This is a genomic window from Vreelandella neptunia (assembly GCF_000712975.1).
Classification (GTDB): domain Bacteria; phylum Pseudomonadota; class Gammaproteobacteria; order Pseudomonadales; family Halomonadaceae; genus Vreelandella; species Vreelandella qaidamensis.
Genome location: NZ_JHQL01000001.1, coordinates 686,420 through 706,232, shown reverse-complemented (window position 1 = coordinate 706,232; position 19,813 = coordinate 686,420). Strand labels below are relative to the sequence as shown.

The window sequence follows — 19,813 nt, the reverse complement described above, 5'->3', positions numbered from 1 at the left end:
TATCAACCTTTAATTCATCATTAATAGAGCCGTTGTCAGAGGCAGTCCATGTTTGATCCAAAATACGCCCAGCTAATATTTTCTTTCTTAATGGCACTGTTTATGTCGTGCATTATGTCGCTGGTGATTACGCTCTACAATGTCGGCTTTATTGATGGCATTGTCTTTATTTGGCTGAAGGCGTGGCTATTTGCTTTTGTAGTAGCCCTCCCAGTCATTAACCTAGTCTCTCCTGTTGTGCGACGATTGGTTAAAGTACTTATTAAGCCTCCACACTAACCGTTTATATCAAACTAACAGACTAAGAACTTAGCCTAAGAACTTAGCCCAAGAACTTAGCTTAAGCAGCACCAATAACACCGGGCCTGTTTTGCAGGCCCGGTGTCAAGGTAGATGCCGCGTTATAACGCTACTTAAAACTGGTAGCGAACATTGCCTGTAATGCTACGGCGGTCTCCATACCCACAATCACCACCTTCGTAGCGACACCAAGAGATAGTTTCTTCATCTGTGGCATTTTTCACATCAACCGAAAAGTCCCACTCGCCCATCGTATAACCCACCATGGCGTCATACAGTGTGCTGGACGGCACAATAGGGGCATCGCCAGAACCAACGTTATCACCCACATAACGCACCCCAGCACCAATACGCCAGTTGCTTCCGACATAAAGGCGGTTCCACCAGGAAGCTTGCTCTTCAGCAACAAAAGGTAGTCGGGCACCGGTACTATCGTTGGTCGCGTTTAAGTTGGTGTACGCCAGCTGTGTCTCGAACTGCTGCCAGCGTTTATTAACTTGCAGTTCCCAACCGTCTACCACCGCACCCACTTGCTCAACACCCCCTGGAGTTGCACCATCGCTAACTCGATTATTTTGGGTAATATCAAAGTAAGCTGCGCTAATAGCCAGCGACTGATCTGACGAAACATACTTAAAGCCAATCTCTTCTTGATCGCCAGTGGTGGGTTTCAATGGGCTAGGGTTCGCCGTTCCATCGCTACCCAAATTCATCGAAAATGCTTCTGCATAGCTCACATAAGGCGAAAAGCCATTATCGAAACGGTACATCAAACCTAGCCGCCCGGTTGTTTCGCCTTCATCGCTAACTGTATCGGGTCCTGACAGCGCTAGGGTGCGGTTTTCAGCCCAATCCCTGCGTAATCCTGCAGATACAACGACCGGGCCAATTTCAATGTGGTCGGCCAGGTACACCCCGACCTGCTCAATTTCATTATCGGGACGATCGGTTGGATTGAGCGTATCTAGCTGCAGGTTGCCATATTGGGGGTTATACACATTAAAACGGCCGCCCTCGCCATACCCGTAATAGTAGTTATCCTGAGACCAGCGGGCATCCTGACGGTCAATACCGGCGATCAGCGTATGCTGTGTGCCTCCTAGCTCAAACTCTCCTTGCATGCGCGCATCCATATTCAAAATGCGCGTTTCAGCATCTGCTGTGAAGATCGTGCGATTCACATCACCATTAGCATCAGGAACACTAGGAATATCCACCCAATGCTCGCGGGTTTCAGTGCGGGAATCGGTGTAGCGCGCGGTAGCTGAAAAAGCCCAGTTCTCATTTAACTGGTGATCAACAAACAGCGTTGTCTCCGTTTTTTCACTATCGTAACGATCCCAGCCCGGCTCACCAACAAAGCGCTCAGAGCCAATAAAGCCCTTGGAACCCGGTTCTAACGTGCCTACCTGGGGCAAAAACTGAGCAGATACCTGGCTTTTATCTTCCTGGCGATTGAACAGTAGCGTGATACTGGTATCGTCACTGGGACGCCAAGTAAACGAAGGTGCAATTAAGTAACCGTCATCGGCAACATGATTCACCTGGGTATCACTATCTCGAGTCAAACCAACAACCCGATACAAGAACGTGCCCTCTTCATTTGCAGCACCGGTGAAATCAAACGCCAGCTGTTTGCGATCGAAAGAGCCGTACTGAGCCCAAACTTCCCCGCTGCGCTCTTCTTGGGGCAGCTTAGAAACACCGTTAATAATGCCGCCTAGGTCAGCTTGGCCATACAGCATAGAAGACGGCCCGCGCAGCACTTCAACACTTTCCAGCGCATAAACATTGGTTCGCGTTGTATTGTAAGAACCATAAAACTGGCGCAGGCCATCCAAGTAGCGTCCAGCATCTAACCCGCGCACTTTGGCGCTATCGCCACGGGTATCAAAGCCAAAGTTACCGGCGTAAACACCGGGAGTATAGAGCAATGTATCTTGGATATTTTTAGCACCGCTATCTTGTATAAACTCTCGGTCAATCACCGACATAGAAAATGGCTGCTCTGCCAGCGGCACATCGAGTTTGCCGACACTAGGCTCTCGCTCAGCATCGATATAACCGAAGCGACCTGCTGCGTCAGCAGTTACTTCTACGGTTCCAAGGTCGACGCTGTCATTCGGTGTGCTGTCTTGCGCTTGAACGCTTGAAATAGCCGCCGTCGACGCAAGCGCCACAGCAACGCTTAGCCGACGTAATCGAAAAATAGGTGCAGATGTCATCGTGAAAGATCCCAGAGCGAATATTAATATTAATGATAGTAATTTTTATTCGCAAAAATATAGAGACCTGCTCAAACGATGTCAATGTGCTGATGTAAAAATCAGTCGCAGGACAGCAAACGAACGAGGGAGGAGTTTTCCTGCAGGGTTACCTGCAGGGTTACCTGCAGGGTTACCTGCAGGAGAAAATTAACATATGCCATTATGTACGGAAGGAAAATACCAATGCTGCGTCTCTTAAGTTGCAAACTCAAACGTCAAAAATGCAGCTAAAGGTGTAACGCGAGAACAGTTGCCTTTTATTCTAACTAGCGATTAATTACTGGACGCGAGCATTATTCAGCGCATAATTCCACACGCGATAAAAGTAAAAAATATACCCAAGTCCAAACGTTAAAATTGAGATAATCATCCACAAAATGATATGTCCAATATTGCTAAAAATATTGATATCGCAGACCATTTTACGTTCTACGCCGGTTGCACTATCTACCACAGAGGTACGATTAATGACAAAGCGGGCAAACGAATAGGGAAAGAAAAAAAGTGCAATTCCAAAGGTAATAATGGTGAGTATCAGCCAAATCAGTAAGTGCCCAATAATATCGAGAATAGAGAGATTCGCTTTAATATTCATAGTGCGCCCTTAAACGTTGAGAAACAAAGTGGCGCAGATTACCACTCGCTTGTGTAAGCGTGAATGGAAAATTGCCGCTATGGCTATAAATTTATTATTTTTAATAGTTTAGCGAAGTCCGCGAACGCCGTTCAGGCTTGAACCTGTACCTTCGTCTTCCCGCTTAACAACACTAAGCGAGCCGTCTGTTTCAAGTACGACTGCTTGCGCTGCTTCTAGGCTTGCAAGGCCACTGCTGCGAACAGCAGAGCGCACTTCATCTTTGGTGACCCGAGCCTTGCGCAACGAGGTCGTTAAAAACTCTCCCTGATACAACAGCATCAATGGTTCGCCCGTCACCAAACGCTTTACCCAACTAACGCGTACGCTAAGCCATGTAATCACAAACTGAAGCGAAATCAGCAAGGCTAGTGCTAGCGCTCCTTCGGCTAAAGCAATGTCTTTTGAAAGCAGCACGGTGGCCAACGTAGACCCCAGCGCGACGGTTACAATTAAGTCAAAGGCATTCATTTTAGACAGCGTACGATTTCCTGAAATACGCAAAAACACGATTAGGACGGCATACGCCAATACGCCGACGATTAACGTGCGCAGCAAACTTTCCCAACCGCTATAAAAGACCATATCCATATGAATCACCTCCTAAATAGCTATTAATGGAGGAATAGCTGACACCTCCTTATATTCAGGATAGCAACCACCACTTAGGAGTGCGATGCCCACCACTCCGCGTACGAGCTATTGTGGGGTGCAAGGCCGCTTTCATCGGGGGCGCCATCTTGCCACCAAACCGGCCCACGCTCCCCCAACAGTTCCTTGGCAGACTGCACCGCCTCACGTGCTTGACGTAGCGCTATTTCGTCGTTTTGTTGCTGAGCGCTGCGCACCGCTCGGCGGGCTTTCATCAGTGCTTTTATGTGGGTACGTTTTTCGTCATCGCTCAAGCGTGGATCGGTACAGCGCCATAGCCGGTTTTTAGCCACAAAATAGCGGCTATCCGGCGTATGTGGATACTTATTGGCCATACCGCTCCCCTTCGCTTGTAGCCTTATTAAAAGCGTTTCGTTAGCGTCATTGACCCGAATTTGTCCTGCTCATCTTGTCCATCAAACTCACGGGTACGCTGAACAGCAGCATAGGTTACTTGCCAATCTTCCCAGGCTATCGCAAGGCCTGCGGAGGCTTCTGCTAGCCACTCCTCACGGTCAACAGAATGACTATCCCTGAACGTATTACCATCAAGTGTTAGGTTCTGCGCCATGTAGTAGCCTTCTACATTCGCAAACAGATACCACTGCCACCCACGATGACCATTCATTAAATGGCGGCTACCCGGGTTAGGGGTAAGTGTAGGAATGCCTTCAGCATCATCACCCCAGCGAACGCTATAACCAGCACTTGCATAGGTGTACATGTTACCTAACGCGGCACCTACACTGGGGCCGTGTGAAAATTGTTTACCGGCCAGCGGTACGTCATTCCACCACTGCCGCCGAAGGGTTAAATTCACCAACGCCTCATCGCCCAGCTGGTTTTTCCAGCCACGAGGGCGGTCACTATCAGTAACGCGGTGTACTTCACGCTGAATACTGTCAGCAAGAGAGGAAGGCCCCACAACACCAACATCAAGATGTAAATCGGTGGCTTGCGTCCATTGCCCCTTCGGTACGTCTTCATAAAGCGACAGACCGCCGTAGACCAGACCTGCATAGGGGCGATCGTCTTCGATCAAAGCGCGCTGTTCAATATCGTTCGGCGTATAAATCTGATGAATCAAACGATAAGACGCTCTATCCGCTTGACCGATAAGACTATCGGGTAGCGCTGTCGAAAGGCGTTGTAACCAACTTTGCTCTTGCGGCGTAAACGTCCAGTTAAGCTCGAAACCACTGGTGAAGTGGCCATCATCGCTACTAGCAAGACCATCATTTTCAAGCTTAACAGACAGGGCACTGTCGCTAGCCATAGCCACCGAAGGCAACACGCTTAACGGCAAAATAAAAGGCATTACCTTCCTGCACAGAGCAGAGGTAGTATTCATAGCTCAATCCTTGAGTATTGGTGGTATGCGAGGGTGATCAACTATTAACAATCATGAATGATTGTAAGTAATAGCATGAATAGATAGCAAGCGTACTTTCTTGCTATCTATTCGCTAACTCACTGGCTATCACGACTTCCTGTCTTGGATAGTGTCAACATAATGTGGGTAGCACTACGTGCTTAACCATCTAACGGTCTCGGAGCAGCCACTGCGGTGTCACTTCATGCTGGCCGTTTTCATCGGTAATAAACAGTGAGCCATCACTGATCATAACCGCCCAGTTAATAGACCGCGGCAGCCCCTCTGCGATAGTCGCAAGCGCCTCTTGGGGTAGTCCCGCCACGTGCACATTCTTGAGCGCCGCTACCGCTGGCAACACTTTATTTTCCCACAGATCCACTCGCCCATAAGCCAACAGCGAAACACGCTCCGCACGGCGTGAACACCAGGTAAGACGCTCAGCATCTGGTAGGCCGACTTCTATCCAATGTAGCACGCGGCCATCTAGACTTTTCTCCCAAAGGGCTGGCTCGTCCACATCGGAAAGGCCACGACCAAAAGCGAGTGCTTCGCTGTACCATAGTAGGTAGGCGATCAGGCGTGCGCACATCCGGTCTTCAGTTTCAGAAGGGTGACGGGCCACCGTAAAACGCAGCGTCTCGTAAACATTGCGATCAAGGTCCGTCAGGTTGACATCAACTTTGTAAGGGGTAGCACTCAACGCCATTAGAAATATCCATCATAAATTTGCGCCAGTGTAGCGGAATTATCGAAACACCGGGCAACAGGCGCGCTACAACGCGCGGTAATCGTTTAATAACGTGGCGTTTTTCAGCGTCTCATGCTCATGCATTGGCTCACGCCAAGTTTCTGCCAGCGCTGCCTGGTACCACTCCTCCATCGCAGGATGAGTGAGTAGCCGTTGCACATAAGCCAGTGATGCCTCGCTCAGCTGCAGGTTAAATGTCTGTATGCGAAACGCGACAGGCGCGTAAAACGCATCCACTGCGGTAAACTGCTCACCTGCCAAAAAGGGGCCACCGAAGCGCTGAAGGCCTTCCTGCCATAGTGTATCTAGCCGTGCCACATCATTGTTTAACCCTGCTGAACGATTGTTGAGCACAACACGCACGCCGCAATTCATTGAACACTCATTGCGCAGTGCACCAAACCCACTGTGCATTTCGGCACTGGCACACCGTGCCCAGGCACGCGCCGTTTTTTCGTGGGGCCACACTTCAGGATAGGTGTCAGCCAGGTACTCAACAATAGCCAACGAGTCCCAGACTGCCACCTCGGCATCAGAATCTACCAAGCATGGCACTAAGCCGGTAGGAGAAAAACGTGTAAAGGTGGCATGACTTTCTCCCATGCCACCCTCAAACGGCATAACGTGTTCATTGAAGGGAATGCTCAGCACTTTCATCAGCACCCAAGGGCGCAGCGACCAAGATGAGTAATTCTTGTTGGCGATGTACAAATCAAACATAAACGCTCCTTGTGAATGCCGACAGCAGTCAAGCTAAGTATTGATCATGTAGTATTGATTATATAACTATCGAGCATAAAAGAGGGGTGACGTAGCCGCCACCCCTTAAATGAGCAAAACGTAGTTTAACGCAGGTTAGAAATTAGGTTTACGCTTCTCAACGAACGCGCTCATGCCCTCTTTCTGCTCTTCGCCAGCAAAGCAGAACGCAAACAGGCTAGTTTCCAGCGCTAGGGCGCTATCAAGATCTTGGTCTAACCCATCGTGAACGGCTTGCTTTGCACCACGCACCGACTGAGGGCCGTTACCTTTGAGCTGTTTAGTCAGCTCTTCCACATAGCTTTCAAGCTCGGCCTGGGGCATCACACGGTTAACTAGCCCGATGCGCAGCGCTTCTTGGGCATCGATTTTGCGGCCGGTAGTGACCAAGTCAATTGCCATGGCGGGGCCAACACGGCGCGGCAAACGCTGGGTGCCGCCAAAGCCAGGAATCACACCTAGCAACACTTCAGGCTGACCAAAAACAGCGTTGTCGCTAGCTACCGCCCAGTCGCAGGCCAGCGCCAATTCGCAGCCGCCGCCAAGGCAAAACCCGTTCACTAGCGCGACCACCGGCACGGGCAATGTTTCTAGGCGTTTAATAGTACGCAGCGCTTGAATGGCAAAAGCGCGCGCTTCTTCCGGGGTTTTATCACGCATTTCGGTGATATCAGCACCGGCAACAAACGACTTTTCACCGGCACCGGTAATAATAACGGCGCGTAAATGAGGGTGCGTTTCAAGCTCCACAAGGTGTGATTCTAACGCACTGAGCACCTCGCTATTCAGTGCATTCAATGCTTTAGGGCGGTTAATCGTCAACCGCACCATGCCATCGTTATCAACTTTTTCAATCACTGCATCGCTCATACAGGCTCCTTAATTGTTATTACGCATTAAAAGTGAACACCTACCAACCCTAGCGAACGCTTGGTTGGTAGGCAATCACTTCTTTTGTCGCGCTTGACTGTCCTGATCCGCTTACCCGTACTTACCCATGCTCACTCGTAGATATGAAAGCCTCGACCGCTCTTACGTCCCAGGTAGCCCGCATCCACCATACGCTTTAATAGTGGGCAGGGGCGATATTTAGGATCGCCAAATCCGTCCTGCAGCACTTCCATAATGGCCAAACAAACATCGAGACCAATTAAATCCGCCAGCGCCAACGGCCCCATTGGGTGCGCAGCGCCCAGCTTCATCGCTTCATCGATGGCCTCTGGCGTTGCGGTTCCTTCTTGCACAATAAAGGCGGCTTCATTGATCATCGGCACCAACAAACGATTCACCGCAAAGCCCGGCGCATCACCAATGGGCACCGCCGTTTTACCCAGTGCTTTGGCCAGCGCCTCTATACGCTCAACGGTGGCATCAGAGGTTTGCTCAGCACGAATTACTTCCACTAACTTGAGCACCGGCACTGGGTTAAAAAAGTGCATGCCCACAACCCGCTCGGGGCGTTCGCACACCGCCGCCAGCCGCGTTAGCGAGAGTGATGAGGTGTTCGAAGCAAGAATCGCGTCGCTGCTTAAATGACTAAGGTCACGAAACAGTTTCTCTTTCAGCGCGGGCTGCTCTGGTGCAGCCTCAATAATAATGCCGCAGTCACTCAACGCTTCGAGATCAGTAGTCGTGGAAAGCCGCGCTAAAGCCTCCTGCTTAGCTGACTCGCTGATTTTTTCTTTCGCGACTAGCTTGCCAAGGCCTTTATCGATGTTGCCCTGGGCACGGGTAAGCTGCTCATCGGCAACGTCATAAAGGCGAACCGTAAAACCACTGGCGGCGACCACCTGGGCGATCCCCTGCCCCATGGTGCCTGCTCCCACTACACCGACTGGTTGTTCACTCATCGTTTGTTTCCCCTGAATCAGTGCTGTTTGGCTTCTTCGCGCAGCACAAATTTTTGAATTTTGCCCGTGGACGTTTTTGGCAGCTCACTAAAAATGATTGTCTTGGGTACTTTGAAACTCGCTAAATGCTCTCGGCAGTGAGCAATAATGTCGGCTTCAGTAATTTCACCATAACCGATTTTTAATTTAACAAACGCACAAGGCGTCTCGCCCCATTTTTCATCGGGCTTGGCAACAACGGCGGCTTCTTCTACTGCTGGATGGCTATAAATGGCATCTTCCACTTCGATGGTGGAGATATTTTCACCGCCGGAAATAATGATGTCTTTAGAGCGGTCTTTAATCTCGATGTAGCCATCGGCGTGCCAAACCGCGAGATCACCAGTGTGATACCAGCCACCTTCTAGTGCTTTCTCAGTGGCTTCGGCATTTTTCAGATAGCCTTTCATCACGTTGTTGCCACGCATCAAAATTTCACCGATGGTCTCGCCATCCTTCGCGACAGGCTCAAGGGTTAGCGGGTCAGCGACACACAGCGCTTCGAGCATGTGGTAGCGCACCCCTTGGCGCGCCTTGATTTTGGCACGGGATTCCAGCGGCAGCTCATTCCACGCTTCACGCCAGGCACAAACCGTCACCGGGCCATAAACCTCGGTTAACCCATACACATGGGTCACCTCAATGCCGAGTTTCTCAACCCCAGCAATCACGGACGCAGGCGGTGCGGCACCCGCGGTGGTCACTTTAACCGGATGATCAAATTCACGCTTCTGGTCAGCCGGTAGGTTCACAAGGCCGTTCAGTACAATCGGCGCACCGCTGAAGTGCGTGACCTTCTCATCGACAATAAGGTCATTAATCCGCTTTGGATCAACTTTGCGCAGACACACGCTAACACCGGCGTTGGCGGCAATCGTCCAGGGGAAACACCAGCCGTTGCAGTGAAACATCGGCAGCGTCCAAAGGTAGACTGGATGGTGCGGCATCGCCCACTCTAGGATATTACTGACCGCGTTTAAGTAAGCGCCACGGTGATGGTAAACGACTCCTTTTGGCTTGCCCGTGGTGCCCGAGGTGTAGTTCAGTGAAATCGCTTGCCACTCATTGTCAGGCAGCTTGTAGGCATAGTCAGCATCACCCTCTGCGAGCAATGCTTCGTACTCAACGTCACCGATGCCTTGGGTTTCGCCTAAAAACTCTAGATCGAAAACGTCAATAATCAGCGGTTTATCGTCTAATAGGGCAACAGCTTCGTTAATAACCTGTGCAAATTCCGGGTCAACCAGAATAGCTTTCGCCTCACCATGGGCCAGCATATAGCTAATTGCTTCGGCATCCAGGCGAATATTTAAGGTATTGAGCACGCAGCCTGCCAGAGGCACCCCAAAATGAGCTTCAAACATCGCCGGAATGTTCGGCAGCATTGCCGCCACCGTTTGGCCTGGCTGAATACCACGCTTTTCAAGCGCCGACGCCAACTGGCGGCAGCGGGTCCACGTTTCTCCCCAAGTGCGGCGGGTTGTGCCATGCACCACCGCCGGGTAATCGGGGTACACCGCCGCCGAACGCTCAATAAAGGTCAGCGGAGAGAGCGGTACATGGTTAGCAATTGTGGTGGGCATGCCTTGCTCAAAAATAGAAGCATTCATAAATCACCTTTATGTTATTGGTTAATACGCACATTAAAACGACCGTTTAAAGACAGCTAAACGTAAGCCGCCGACCCAGAGGGCCGGCGGAAATTAACGAATGAAGCCATCCTGCTTCCCACCATCGTTTATGGCGTTAATTCAAAATCATTTAAGCACTGCATACCCGCTTCAATAACCGCACGTTGTGCCCGGCCAGCAGGCAACCACTGAGTAATAACAAAATTGGCACTACACAGCTTGGCACGATAAAACGGCTCGTCACTACCTTTTTGCAGCGCACTGGTCGCGTGCAGTGCGGCATTGCCCATTTGCCAAGCGCATAGCACGTGGCCTGCGAGACTGAGCAACGGCGTTGCATAGGCCTGCACTGCGTCTGGGCCCGTTTCCGGGTCACTGCCTTGCTCAAGCACAAGCTGCATGGCGGCCCGCAGATCGTCAGCACCAACCGCTAACGCGCTGCCCATCCCCGCTAAGCTAGGCTCTGAACGCATTGTTTCAGCGGTTTTTTGCACTTCGTCAATTAATGCAGATAACGCGGCACCACCGTCACGCTGTAACTTACGGCCTGCCAGATCGAGGGCCTGAATGCCATTCGTGCCTTCATAGATAGGCGCAATTCGTGCGTCTCGAAGTAGCTGGGCGGCCCCCGTTTCTTCCACATAGCCCATCCCGCCATGTACCTGAATACCCATCGAGGCGATATCCACGGCTTGGTCGGTCGAAAAGCTTTTAACAATAGGGATCAGCACATCGGCACACGCCTGGGCAGTTTGCCGCTCGGTGTCACTTTCACTGTGTCGGGCAAGGTCAAGCTGGCCAGCACAGTAAAGCGCCAGGGCACGAAGGGCATCGGTACGGGCCCGCATCGAAAGCAGCATCCGGCGTACATCTAAGTGGTCGCTGATCGTGCATTCGTTACCACCGCGAGATTTAGGCGAACGCCCCTGGGTGCGATCCAAGGCGTAGGCAAACGCATGCTGACAGGCACGCTCTGCTACACCAATACCTTGAATACCTACTTTGTGACGCGCTTCGTTCATCATGGTGAACATGTGGTTAAGGCCACGCCCTTCTTCACCCACTAGATACCCGATAGCACCGCCATTTTCGCCAAAGCTCAAGGTACAGGTAGGCGAACCATGAATGCCCAGCTTGTGTTCGATAGAGGCACAGGTGACGTCGTTGCGCTCGCCCAACGAGCCGTCTGCATTAACCAGGAACTTCGGCACTAGGAACAGTGAAATGCCCTTGTTGCCTTCGGGCGCATCGGGTTTACGCGCCAGCACAAGGTGAATGATATTTTCGGCAGCGTCGTGTTCGCCCCAGGTGATATAGATTTTTTGGCCGCTAATGCGGTAGTAGTCGCCTTCGGGGACGGCTTTGGTGCGTACTTTAGAAAGGTCGGAGCCTGCCTGAGGCTCCGTTAGATTCATAGTACCTGTCCAGGTACCTTCGACTAACTTGGGGAGATAGGTCGTTTTTAGCGCTTCGCTGCCATGATGCGCCAGCGCTTCAATCGCACCTGCTGTCAACATAGGGCAAAGACCCAGGGCCATATTGGCACCGTGAAGCATTTCTTGAACGGCGCTGGCGACCACCTCAGGTAGGTTTTGTCCGCCTAACGCTTCAGAAACACCAATGCCGTTCCAGCCGCCTTCCACATACGCCTGATAGGCAGCAGCAAAACCCTCAGAGGTGGTCACACTACCATCGGTATGTCGCTTAGCACCTTGACGGTCACCAACACTATTTAGCGGCCCCCACACGTCACCTGCGAGTTTTGCTGCCTCTTCCAGCACCGCCTCAACCAAGTCGGGCGTGGCTTCTTCAAAGCCTGGCAGTGCAAGCGAGCGGTGCGCGAGTAACTCTTCGAGTACAAAGCGCAGATCGCGTACCGGCGCGGCATAATAATTCATGGCAAAACCTCAGCGGAAATCGGTGATAAATAGCAACTAGTAAAAACACTATCACGAATAGTAGTTTCACTACTTTCATCACACCATTAGCCCAAGGTCTCACCTGCTGAATTAATATCAGCCTGCTAGCTGCGTTTTTGTCTACGTTTTTAGCTACGTTTCACCCACTCTCAGCACTGGTTATCGACGTGCATCAGTTTCCACATCATCGTAATAAACAATATGGGTTTGATCTTCTGAGGGTGGGCCAACGATGGGTTCAACAGCATCCACGTCAGGTACAACATCAGAAAGGTCTTCCAGGTGCTCGTGCTCAAGTGCGCCTTGCATCAGTTCCTCAGTCACCACTAGCTCTGCACCTGCTGCTGTCATTGGTGTTGTCGGTGTAAAGGGAGCCACAGGAACTGGCGCTGGCCGCACACTACGCCGCCAGCTGAAAAACAAAACAAAAAACAGGCTCAGTGAGCCAAACGCCCAGAACAGCCCAGCATCGCCCATGGCGGTCATTACCGGGGATATCATGAGCGGGCTGATGGTAGCCCCTATAGAGTTGATCAATAGCAAGCCCTGGCTCATGCGTACCAGCGCGCCTGCCGGGGCACGATCAGCCGCATGGCTCACTGCCACTGGATAAAGCGCAAACACACCGCCGCCCAGTAAAAACAGTAGCGCCGCCAGTAAAGGGGTCGATAGCGGCAGCCATATCATGGCCACAGAAATAACCACACAGAAAGCGCTGATGGCGATCAATACGATTTGGCGGTCGTGGCGATCAGACCAGCGACCAATGGGGTACTGAAGCAGCATGGCGCCAAGAATCACGACGGCCATCATTTGGCCCACCTGATTAACGCTCATACCAATGCGCTGCAAATACAATGGCAGCAAGGTGTAAGCGGCAGCCACCACCATACCAGACCCCAAACTCCCCATTACCCCTGTTGGCGTCATCGTAATCAAGCGGTGCGGGGGTAGCGGTTCAGCGTGTTCCATAATCGGCGACACCCGAGGAATCATGGCCATGGGCAACACTGATAACGACGCCAACAAGCCAATCACCATAAAGGGAGCCGTCACCCCCATGGCACTGGTCACACCCAATAGCAGCTGCCCCAGCACACCTGCGGCATATAGCGAGATCATATACATCGCTAGCAAACGGCCACGTACTTTTTGATCGCCTGAAGTCAGCAGCCAACTTTCAATGACTAAGTAAACACCCACGGTTGCCCAGCCGCCAATCAAGCGCAGCACAAACCAGGCCCAAGGGTCGAAAAACAGCCCCTGCAGCAGCACCGTGACAGCGACCAACGAGGCAAAGCTACCATAAGCACGAATGTGGCCTATGCGCAGTAGCAAGCGGTCGTTGAATAGCGCCCCCAAAGCTAAGCCAATGAAGTAAGCCGAGGAGACAATACCAATCATCGTTGCCGACTCGCCCGCTGCATCTAGCCGCACGGTAATCAGCGTGGCGAGAAAGCCATTGCCAATCCCAAGAATAAACAGCCCTAATAAGGGCGCTAGCGCCATAGCTAGCAGTTGCCGCGACATGTATACCTCACCTTGCCTGAATAAAGAGCAGTTAGCCGTTAGCTCGCCTATCTCAAGCACGCCATTACATTAGGCAGGCAGAAAACGGGCGCGCAATTATTGCTTTGAATGCCACAAAGTCAATGCTTTTTCATAGCGATGGGATGTAAATTAGTGTTTTTTAAATATTGCTGTGTCATTACCAGGAAATTCCACTGATAACCCGTGCTGCTCAGCCCACCAACAAAACGTCGCTTCACTGAAAAAACACACATGGGTTAGGTCATTAATATAGTGCCAGCGGGCAAACGCCTCTGGGGTACTGACACGCTTTGTCATTATCCCAAGATAGCCACCAGGGACTAATTTTTCGACCAATTGGCTAAGCTCCTCCCCTGGCCTCGCGAGGTGCTCTACCACTTCGGTGGCAGTAATAAAGTCATATTGCCGATTGAGCACCTCAGCATCAGCGGCGTAAAAAATATCGTAAACTGCCATTACAAACCCCGCCTCTTCAAACATCACTGACAGCGTCGGCCCTGGGCCACAGCCAAAGTCCAGCCCTTGGGCACTTTGCGGTAGCTTAGCCACTAGCGGGTCAAATAAACGCCCCAGAAATTGCCGATATCCCGTATCATGCGGCGAATTCTGATGTTGGTCGTACTCTGCTTTTTCTTGACGTGAATCTAAATGCTGCTCGGCAGGCATAAACACCAAAGCGCACGTGGCACACTGGTAGTAATCGCGGCGACGGTCTTGGTGATAAAACGCAGGTTTAGGCATATTGCATAGCGGGCAGCGTCGCATCATCGTATTCTCATGTTTTACGTTTGTTTTTAAGGAAAGTGGCATGCTCTCAGGTTTGGACCATCTTGTTGTTACGGTGACTGATATGGGTCGCGCCGTGGATTTTTACTCCCGTGTGCTGGGACTAGATGTGCGCTACCGAGACGCACAGCGGGTAGATCTTATGCTAGGCGATACAGCCCTGCGTCTGCATCAAACCGATACCGATATTGCGCCTGTTTCTGCTACCCCTACCCCTGGCAGCCTGGACTTGTGCCTACGCTGCCAATTGCCGCTGGATGAGTTCAAACAGCACTTGGATGCGCTGGCTATTGACGTAGAGCTTGGCCCGGTTGCACGCCAAGGCGCTAACGGCGCGATTGAGTCGATTTACTTACGCGACCCTGACGGTAATTTACTGGAAATTTGCCGACCTGCTACTCGCTAATGATAAGCCGCGCCAGCCGCGCTATCATAGTGAGCTTTAACGGCGCCCTTTAGGGCGTCTCATAGCGAATAGCAAAAAGGATCGGTTATGCGCGACGATGCCAACAAAGCACCTTTGGAAGGTGAAGTAATTAACGAAAGTAAGTCCACAGAACAGCCAGATACCACCATGGCAATGGTGATTTACGCGCTTTACTTGGCAAGCTTTTTGGTAGGGTTTACTTCGTTGATCGGCATCGTCATCGCCTATGTCTATCGAGGCAAAGGCCCTGAATGGCTTGATGAACACTACCGCTACCAGATTCGCACGTTTTGGATTGGGCTGCTCTACGGCAGCATTGCCTCTCTGTTAACGTTTATCCTGATTGGCATTCCTATGCTGTTGGCGTTGGCCGTATGGTTTATTGTTCGCTGTGTGAAAGGCTTTAAGGGCTTGCAGGAGAAGCGTGCGCCAACCAACGTTGATAGCTGGTTCCTGTAATTTATGACAGAACAGCTACCTTCTAAAAAATCACTTTTCCAAGCACGTGCCATCACGACCCTTTGGAAGCTACTAGCGCGTTGGCCGCTAGCCGCGCTATGGCGTATTGCCGTGCTGTTAGGCCCGCTGGTCTATCGCTTTAGCAAACGAGAGCGCCAGGTGACGGAAATCAATCTGGAAGTGGTCAACCCAGAAGCCACTGCCAGCCAGCGCAAAGCGCTTGCCGTACAAAGCCTGCGCCACTCGGCAGCGACTATGCTGGAACTTGGCCATGCGTGGATGGCTGTTCCCGAAAAAGTAGAGGCCAGCATTTTATCGGTTCATGGCCGAGATAAACTCGACAACGCCCGTGCCGATGGCCGCGGCGTCATTGTACTTGCTCCACACTTTGGTAACTGGGAAGTGCTTAATTTTTGGCTCTCAAGCCACTTCCCTTTCACCGCCATGTACGAGCCACCCAAAATTGCTGACCTTGAGCCTATTATTCGCCATGGCCGCGAGCGCATGGGAGCAAGCTTGGTACCCACCAACGCTAGAGGCGTTGCTGCCCTTCTCAAAGCACTCAAGCGCAGTGAAGCCATTGGTATCTTACCGGACCAAGAACCGAACTGGGGCAGCGGTGTATTCGCTCCTTTTTATGGGCGCGATGCTTATACGGCAACGCTACTACCGAAACTGGTCGCCCGTACTCAGGCAAGGGTAGTCACCGGCGTTGCCTTACGGGTGCCTGGCAAGGGGTTTGAGATTCATTTCCTTGACGCCGATGAGCGGGTTTACAGCGCCGATGATGTAGTCTCAGCCACCGGTGTTAATGCCAGCGTCGAAGCGTCAATTGCGCTTGATCCTGCGCAGTACCAGTGGGAGTACAAGCGCTATCGTAAAGTCATAGAGCAGCAACAAGGGCTGGCAAACGCCAAAAAATTTCGGATTTACTAACGGGTAACGAGGTAGATATGTCCCAGCGTTATAGTCCCAAAGAGGAAACGCGCCCACCACAAATCATTTACGCGCTCTACTTAGCGGGCTTAGTAACCGCCAATATTACGCTGTTGATTGGCGTTATAGTCGCTTACGTATATCGCAAGGAAGCGGCACCGTGGCTGCAAGCCCACTACCGCTATTTAATTCGTACGTTTTGGATAGGCTGCCTCTACTTTATCGTCACTTTCACCCTTAGCTTAATGCTAGTAGGCACCTTGCTATGGCCGTTATTAGTCGTGTGGCTTGGTGTGCGCTGTATTATTGGCTGGGTTGCAGTACGAAAAGGAGAGCCACCTGCCCGCCCTGGCAGCTGGCTCTGGTAATAAGTATCCACTCTCCCTATTCATCACTGTGCCGAGCATATACATCATCTAATCGCTCGATATCATCTTCTCCTAAATAGCTGCCCGACTGGACTTCGATCAACTCCAACGGAATTTTCCCTGGGTTCTCCAACCGGTGCAGCGCACCAATAGGGATATAGGTGGACTGGTTCTCACTGACAAGAAAGGTCCGCTCGTCGACAGTGACTTGGGCGGTACCACTCACGACGACCCAGTGTTCAGCACGGTGGTGATGACGCTGCAGTGAAAGCCGCCCTCCAGGTTTCACCGTGATGTGCTTCACTTGATAACGCTCGCCACTATCCATAGCCTGGAAGCTTCCCCAAGGGCGATGAACTAACGGCGCAGCGTGGGGTTCACGTCGACCCGCTTGAGTGAGTGATGCCACCAGCTGTTTGACCTGCTGAGCCTGATCGCGGTGTGCAACGAGCACGCTGTCGGATGTTTCCACTACGATCAGATCTTCAACACCGAGCGTTGCCACCAGTCGGTGCTTAGCAATAACAAGCGAGCGTTGCGTGTTGGTCAGGACCCCGTCACCGTTAACCACATTGCCAGCTTGGTCGGGCGTTTGCGCTGCCCACAGCGCATCAAAACTGCCAATATCACTCCATTGGGCATCCAACGGGACAACGGCCGCTCGGTCACAATGCTCCATTACAGCGTAGTCGATTGACTCCGCCGGTGATGAGCAAAATGCGTCTTCACCTAAACGTAAAAAATCCAAGTCACGATGAGCATCGTTAACAGCCTGTTGGCAGGCTGCCAGCATGGCTGGCTGCAGCCGTTCAAGTTGAGACAGGTAAGTGGATGCTTGCAGTAAAAACATACCGCTATTCCACAGGGTATTGCCTGCCTCTAAAAGATGCTGAGCACGCTCTGCGCTAGGTTTCTCGATAAATGACGAGACCTGGTGACCACCGCCCACAGGGCTGCCACATGCAATATAGCCATAGCCTGTTTCTGGATAGGTAGGGACTACGCCAAATGTAACGAGATACCCTTGGGCAGCAAGCGGTTCTGCGCAAGCGACACTGTGAGTGAACGCTGCTACATTGCCGATAACGTGGTCTGCTGGAAGCACAAGTAGCAGTGGATCCTCGCCCGTTTGACGCCCTAATAGGGCAGCGCAGGCAATTGCCGGTGCCGTGTTACGCCCTTCTGGCTCTAATACCAACGTTCCCGGCAGCCCGCTCTCCCGCAACTGTTCCGCCATTAAGAACCGATGAGCATGATGTCCCATCAACATCGGCGGCTGGGCATCTAACCCGGACAACCGCGTAAGCGTTTGCTGCAGTAGGCTTTGAGAAGACGTTAAGCGTAAGAACTGCTTTGGCATCTGCTCACGAGAGAGTGGCCAAAGCCGCGTACCACTACCACCACTAAGGATGACAGGCTGGATCATGGTGTCGTCCCTGTCGTTGACAAAGAAGAGGTTAATGCTGGCGTGCCAAAGTCTTGCTGTAACCAATGGCGCAGCTGGCTCATTTTCGCGGCCTCCTCAGGGCTTTCCAGTGATGGCAGCATGCCATCAATAAAACCACGTGCTTTAAAAGGCTCTAGGAGTCGTGGGTCACCGCTAATCACATGCACAGGTACCGCCGCACTGGCATTGTCGCCGGTAATCAGTGGTGCCGCCTGATGGTCTCCAAGTACAATCAATAGAGTGTTGTCGTCAACCACTCGCTCAGCCCAGCGCCCTGTGACCTTCACAGCGTAGTCTATTGACCACGCGTAATGGTCACGGATGCGCTCAATATCCTGCCAAAGTACTTCTGGCGGATCGCCGGCCTCCTCCCAGGGGGCGAAAACACGACCATCGCCTATCATCGACCAGTCTTCTAAAACAGGCAAAATTGGCGTCCATGGCGCATGGCTAGAAATAAGCGCAAGTTGCGCGAACACCGGCGTCTCACCTAACAAATGTCGTTGGGTGTAATCCAGAGTGAACTGATCGGGCATCGTGACCCAGTTCAGCGGTGGGCCTGCATAGGGTAAATCTTTCGCTGCTGCAATCTCATCAAACCCGTAGGCCAGCCCTTCCGGCCAAGCCAATGTAATGGCTGGCATGACACTGAGCGTCCGCTGCCCAGTGCTACTAAAATCACTAATAAGCGTTGAATGATCGCTCTCCAGCATCAGCCGATACCATAGCTGATTATCAATCCAGCGACCGCTTAATGCCGTGGCATGGGCAAGCCAAGACTGACCTCCTCGAATAGGCGCTTCTAGCAACCCCGAAACAGCGTGTAGATCACGCTGCCCCAAACGTTGCTGTATGTCATCTAGCGTAGGAAGTACGACATTGCTGTAGCGAGAATCATTAATGGCCGATACACCATAAGATTCAATAAACGTTAATAAGACGTTGCGCCCTAACAGACCAGGTAAGGGTCTAGGCTCCAACGGTGTATCCTGCAACTGTTCGGTAAACGCTACTCTTGCCCGATGGGTCGCCACCACCTGCTGCCACTGGAAACGCGTGGTGTTCACAGCAGGTAACGCTGATTTAGCGACTAATCGCTTGCCGTTAGCCTCGAAAATCGCAAAACCCGCTGCTGTAATCATTAACAGGATGGCTGATACCCCTGTAGCCCGCCATAGAGCTAAATGTTTAACAGGTAAGAGTAAGCGCTGCATCACCCATAAACTACCTAGCAGGGCCGCACTGCCAAACAACATCAGGAAAGTTGCTGCCACTTGGCCTACATTACCTACTAGCAAATGGTAGATAGAGCGCACCAAGGGCACGTCCAGATAGAGGTTAAGTGATCGCCCAAACGCGGTGTGTGTGGCTGCATCGCCTAAATTGGCCGCTGTTATCAAAGCGAGCCAACCTACCAACAAAATAGCCATCCAGCGGCGTAAATTGCCCGGGCGAATAAGCAGCATCATTGGCGCTATTAACCAAGCTTCCCAAGCAATTAGAGGAGAGCCAATCTCACCGAAACGCCACCAAAGCGGCACTACCAATAGAAAGTTGAGCGTTACACACGTAAGTAGAAGACGAATCATCAGCGCTTCAACAGCATAGCAATCACCTAGATTTTATACGCTTAATGGAGTTTAAAGCTTGCACACAACCATATAAA

The 19,813-nt window shown here is 51.7% G+C and carries 20 protein-coding genes; 5 read left to right on the top strand and 15 right to left on the bottom strand.

The window, feature by feature from the left end; genetic code table 11:
• Window positions 1–48: 48 nt before the first annotated feature.
• Entirely contained in the window at window positions 49–279 is a 231-nt protein-coding gene (locus tag CR46_RS0103230) for a DUF2798 domain-containing protein (protein ID WP_030070077.1), read from the top strand.
• A gap of 134 nt (window positions 280–413) precedes the next feature.
• Here the strand turns inward: CR46_RS0103230 and CR46_RS0103225 are convergent, their stop codons facing one another.
• From CR46_RS0103225 to CR46_RS0103165, 13 genes are all read right to left on the bottom strand, one after another.
• Window positions 414–2,525: a TonB-dependent siderophore receptor gene (locus tag CR46_RS0103225; protein WP_030070076.1), complete on the bottom strand. Its 2,112-nt coding sequence runs from the start codon at window positions 2,523–2,525 to the stop codon at window positions 414–416.
• A gap of 319 nt (window positions 2,526–2,844) precedes the next feature.
• Window positions 2,845–3,162, bottom strand: a complete 318-nt coding sequence (locus CR46_RS0103220; RefSeq protein WP_030070073.1) for a DUF6693 family protein — start codon at window positions 3,160–3,162, stop codon at window positions 2,845–2,847.
• Window positions 3,163–3,270: 108 nt separating this feature from the next.
• The gene (locus CR46_RS0103215) at window positions 3,271–3,792 is read right to left on the bottom strand and encodes a DUF421 domain-containing protein (RefSeq protein ID WP_030070071.1); all 522 of its coding nucleotides are present in this window, start codon (window positions 3,790–3,792) and stop codon (window positions 3,271–3,273) included.
• 74 nt (window positions 3,793–3,866) lie between these two features.
• Window positions 3,867–4,187: a hypothetical protein gene (locus CR46_RS0103210; protein WP_030070069.1), complete on the bottom strand. Its 321-nt coding sequence runs from the start codon at window positions 4,185–4,187 to the stop codon at window positions 3,867–3,869.
• A 26-nt stretch (window positions 4,188–4,213) separates the two neighbouring features.
• Window positions 4,214–5,203 carry a lipid A deacylase LpxR family protein gene (locus tag CR46_RS0103205; protein WP_030070067.1) on the bottom strand — a complete coding sequence of 330 codons (990 nt, stop codon included), beginning with the start codon at window positions 5,201–5,203 and terminating at the stop codon, window positions 4,214–4,216.
• Between the two features lie 190 nt (window positions 5,204–5,393).
• Window positions 5,394–5,933 carry a YaeQ family protein gene (locus CR46_RS0103200; RefSeq protein WP_030070065.1) on the bottom strand — a complete coding sequence of 180 codons (540 nt, stop codon included), beginning with the start codon at window positions 5,931–5,933 and terminating at the stop codon, window positions 5,394–5,396.
• A 66-nt stretch (window positions 5,934–5,999) separates the two neighbouring features.
• Window positions 6,000–6,695 (bottom strand): glutathione S-transferase family protein, encoded by a 696-nt coding sequence (locus CR46_RS0103195; protein WP_030070063.1) that lies wholly within the window; start codon window positions 6,693–6,695, stop codon window positions 6,000–6,002.
• 135 nt (window positions 6,696–6,830) lie between these two features.
• Window positions 6,831–7,604: an enoyl-CoA hydratase-related protein gene (locus CR46_RS0103190; RefSeq protein ID WP_030070062.1), complete on the bottom strand. Its 774-nt coding sequence runs from the start codon at window positions 7,602–7,604 to the stop codon at window positions 6,831–6,833.
• Between the two features lie 131 nt (window positions 7,605–7,735).
• Complete coding sequence (locus CR46_RS0103185; protein WP_030070061.1) at window positions 7,736–8,584, bottom strand: 3-hydroxybutyryl-CoA dehydrogenase; 849 nt, start codon at window positions 8,582–8,584, stop codon at window positions 7,736–7,738.
• A gap of 17 nt (window positions 8,585–8,601) precedes the next feature.
• A complete protein-coding gene (locus tag CR46_RS0103180; protein WP_030070060.1) occupies window positions 8,602–10,233 on the bottom strand; it encodes an acyl-CoA synthetase in 1,632 nt (543 codons plus the stop codon).
• 128 nt (window positions 10,234–10,361) lie between these two features.
• The gene (locus tag CR46_RS0103175; RefSeq protein ID WP_030070059.1) at window positions 10,362–12,152 is read right to left on the bottom strand and encodes an acyl-CoA dehydrogenase; all 1,791 of its coding nucleotides are present in this window, start codon (window positions 12,150–12,152) and stop codon (window positions 10,362–10,364) included.
• Window positions 12,153–12,332: 180 nt separating this feature from the next.
• Window positions 12,333–13,703, bottom strand: coding sequence for an MFS transporter (locus CR46_RS0103170; RefSeq protein ID WP_030070058.1), 1,371 nt, complete (start codon window positions 13,701–13,703; stop codon window positions 12,333–12,335).
• Between the two features lie 150 nt (window positions 13,704–13,853).
• Window positions 13,854–14,492: a class I SAM-dependent methyltransferase gene (locus CR46_RS0103165; protein ID WP_030070056.1), complete on the bottom strand. Its 639-nt coding sequence runs from the start codon at window positions 14,490–14,492 to the stop codon at window positions 13,854–13,856.
• 40 nt (window positions 14,493–14,532) lie between these two features.
• Between CR46_RS0103165 and CR46_RS0103160 the strand changes: the two genes are divergently transcribed.
• From CR46_RS0103160 to CR46_RS0103145, 4 genes are all read left to right on the top strand, one after another.
• Window positions 14,533–14,916 carry a VOC family protein gene (locus tag CR46_RS0103160; protein WP_030070054.1) on the top strand — a complete coding sequence of 128 codons (384 nt, stop codon included), beginning with the start codon at window positions 14,533–14,535 and terminating at the stop codon, window positions 14,914–14,916.
• A gap of 87 nt (window positions 14,917–15,003) precedes the next feature.
• Complete coding sequence (locus tag CR46_RS0103155) at window positions 15,004–15,396, top strand: DUF4870 family protein (protein WP_030070052.1); 393 nt, start codon at window positions 15,004–15,006, stop codon at window positions 15,394–15,396.
• A 3-nt stretch (window positions 15,397–15,399) separates the two neighbouring features.
• Entirely contained in the window at window positions 15,400–16,332 is a 933-nt protein-coding gene (locus CR46_RS0103150; protein ID WP_030070050.1) for a lysophospholipid acyltransferase family protein, read from the top strand.
• 17 nt (window positions 16,333–16,349) lie between these two features.
• Window positions 16,350–16,700, top strand: coding sequence for a DUF4870 family protein (locus tag CR46_RS0103145; RefSeq protein ID WP_030070048.1), 351 nt, complete (start codon window positions 16,350–16,352; stop codon window positions 16,698–16,700).
• 16 nt (window positions 16,701–16,716) lie between these two features.
• On the opposite strand, the gene CR46_RS0103140 is transcribed toward CR46_RS0103145, so the two are convergent.
• Both CR46_RS0103140 and CR46_RS0103135 read right to left on the bottom strand, forming a co-directional pair.
• Complete coding sequence (locus tag CR46_RS0103140; RefSeq protein ID WP_030070046.1) at window positions 16,717–18,126, bottom strand: mannose-1-phosphate guanylyltransferase/mannose-6-phosphate isomerase; 1,410 nt, start codon at window positions 18,124–18,126, stop codon at window positions 16,717–16,719.
• Complete coding sequence (locus CR46_RS0103135; protein WP_051690105.1) at window positions 18,123–19,736, bottom strand: alkaline phosphatase family protein; 1,614 nt, start codon at window positions 19,734–19,736, stop codon at window positions 18,123–18,125. The genes CR46_RS0103140 and CR46_RS0103135 overlap by 4 nt, the downstream gene beginning before the upstream one ends.
• Between the last annotated feature and the right edge of the window lie 77 nt (window positions 19,737–19,813).

Excerpts from the sequence above, each read along its gene's own strand:
- CR46_RS0103230 (WP_030070077.1), top strand. The coding sequence starts at position 49 with ATGTTTGATCCAAAATACGCCCAGCTAATATTTTCTTTCTTAATGGCA.
- CR46_RS0103145 (WP_030070048.1), top strand. The coding sequence starts at position 16,350 with ATGTCCCAGCGTTATAGTCCCAAAGAGGAAACGCGCCCACCACAAATC.
- CR46_RS0103165 (WP_030070056.1), bottom strand. The coding sequence starts at position 14,492 with ATGATGCGACGCTGCCCGCTATGCAATATGCCTAAACCTGCGTTTTAT.
- CR46_RS0103175 (WP_030070059.1), bottom strand. The coding sequence starts at position 12,152 with ATGAATTATTATGCCGCGCCGGTACGCGATCTGCGCTTTGTACTCGAA.
- CR46_RS0103150 (WP_030070050.1), top strand. The coding sequence starts at position 15,400 with ATGACAGAACAGCTACCTTCTAAAAAATCACTTTTCCAAGCACGTGCC.
- CR46_RS0103180 (WP_030070060.1), bottom strand. The coding sequence starts at position 10,233 with ATGAATGCTTCTATTTTTGAGCAAGGCATGCCCACCACAATTGCTAAC.
- CR46_RS0103200 (WP_030070065.1), bottom strand. The coding sequence starts at position 5,933 with ATGGCGTTGAGTGCTACCCCTTACAAAGTTGATGTCAACCTGACGGAC.
- CR46_RS0103220 (WP_030070073.1), bottom strand. The coding sequence starts at position 3,162 with ATGAATATTAAAGCGAATCTCTCTATTCTCGATATTATTGGGCACTTA.
- CR46_RS0103160 (WP_030070054.1), top strand. The coding sequence starts at position 14,533 with ATGCTCTCAGGTTTGGACCATCTTGTTGTTACGGTGACTGATATGGGT.
- CR46_RS0103205 (WP_030070067.1), bottom strand. The coding sequence starts at position 5,203 with ATGAATACTACCTCTGCTCTGTGCAGGAAGGTAATGCCTTTTATTTTG.
- CR46_RS0103225 (WP_030070076.1), bottom strand. The coding sequence starts at position 2,525 with ATGACATCTGCACCTATTTTTCGATTACGTCGGCTAAGCGTTGCTGTG.
- CR46_RS0103135 (WP_051690105.1), bottom strand. The coding sequence starts at position 19,736 with ATGATTCGTCTTCTACTTACGTGTGTAACGCTCAACTTTCTATTGGTA.
- CR46_RS0103195 (WP_030070063.1), bottom strand. The coding sequence starts at position 6,695 with ATGTTTGATTTGTACATCGCCAACAAGAATTACTCATCTTGGTCGCTG.
- CR46_RS0103185 (WP_030070061.1), bottom strand. The coding sequence starts at position 8,584 with ATGAGTGAACAACCAGTCGGTGTAGTGGGAGCAGGCACCATGGGGCAG.
- CR46_RS0103140 (WP_030070046.1), bottom strand. The coding sequence starts at position 18,126 with ATGATCCAGCCTGTCATCCTTAGTGGTGGTAGTGGTACGCGGCTTTGG.
- CR46_RS0103215 (WP_030070071.1), bottom strand. The coding sequence starts at position 3,792 with ATGGATATGGTCTTTTATAGCGGTTGGGAAAGTTTGCTGCGCACGTTA.
- CR46_RS0103155 (WP_030070052.1), top strand. The coding sequence starts at position 15,004 with ATGCGCGACGATGCCAACAAAGCACCTTTGGAAGGTGAAGTAATTAAC.
- CR46_RS0103170 (WP_030070058.1), bottom strand. The coding sequence starts at position 13,703 with ATGTCGCGGCAACTGCTAGCTATGGCGCTAGCGCCCTTATTAGGGCTG.
- CR46_RS0103190 (WP_030070062.1), bottom strand. The coding sequence starts at position 7,604 with ATGAGCGATGCAGTGATTGAAAAAGTTGATAACGATGGCATGGTGCGG.
- CR46_RS0103210 (WP_030070069.1), bottom strand. The coding sequence starts at position 4,187 with ATGGCCAATAAGTATCCACATACGCCGGATAGCCGCTATTTTGTGGCT.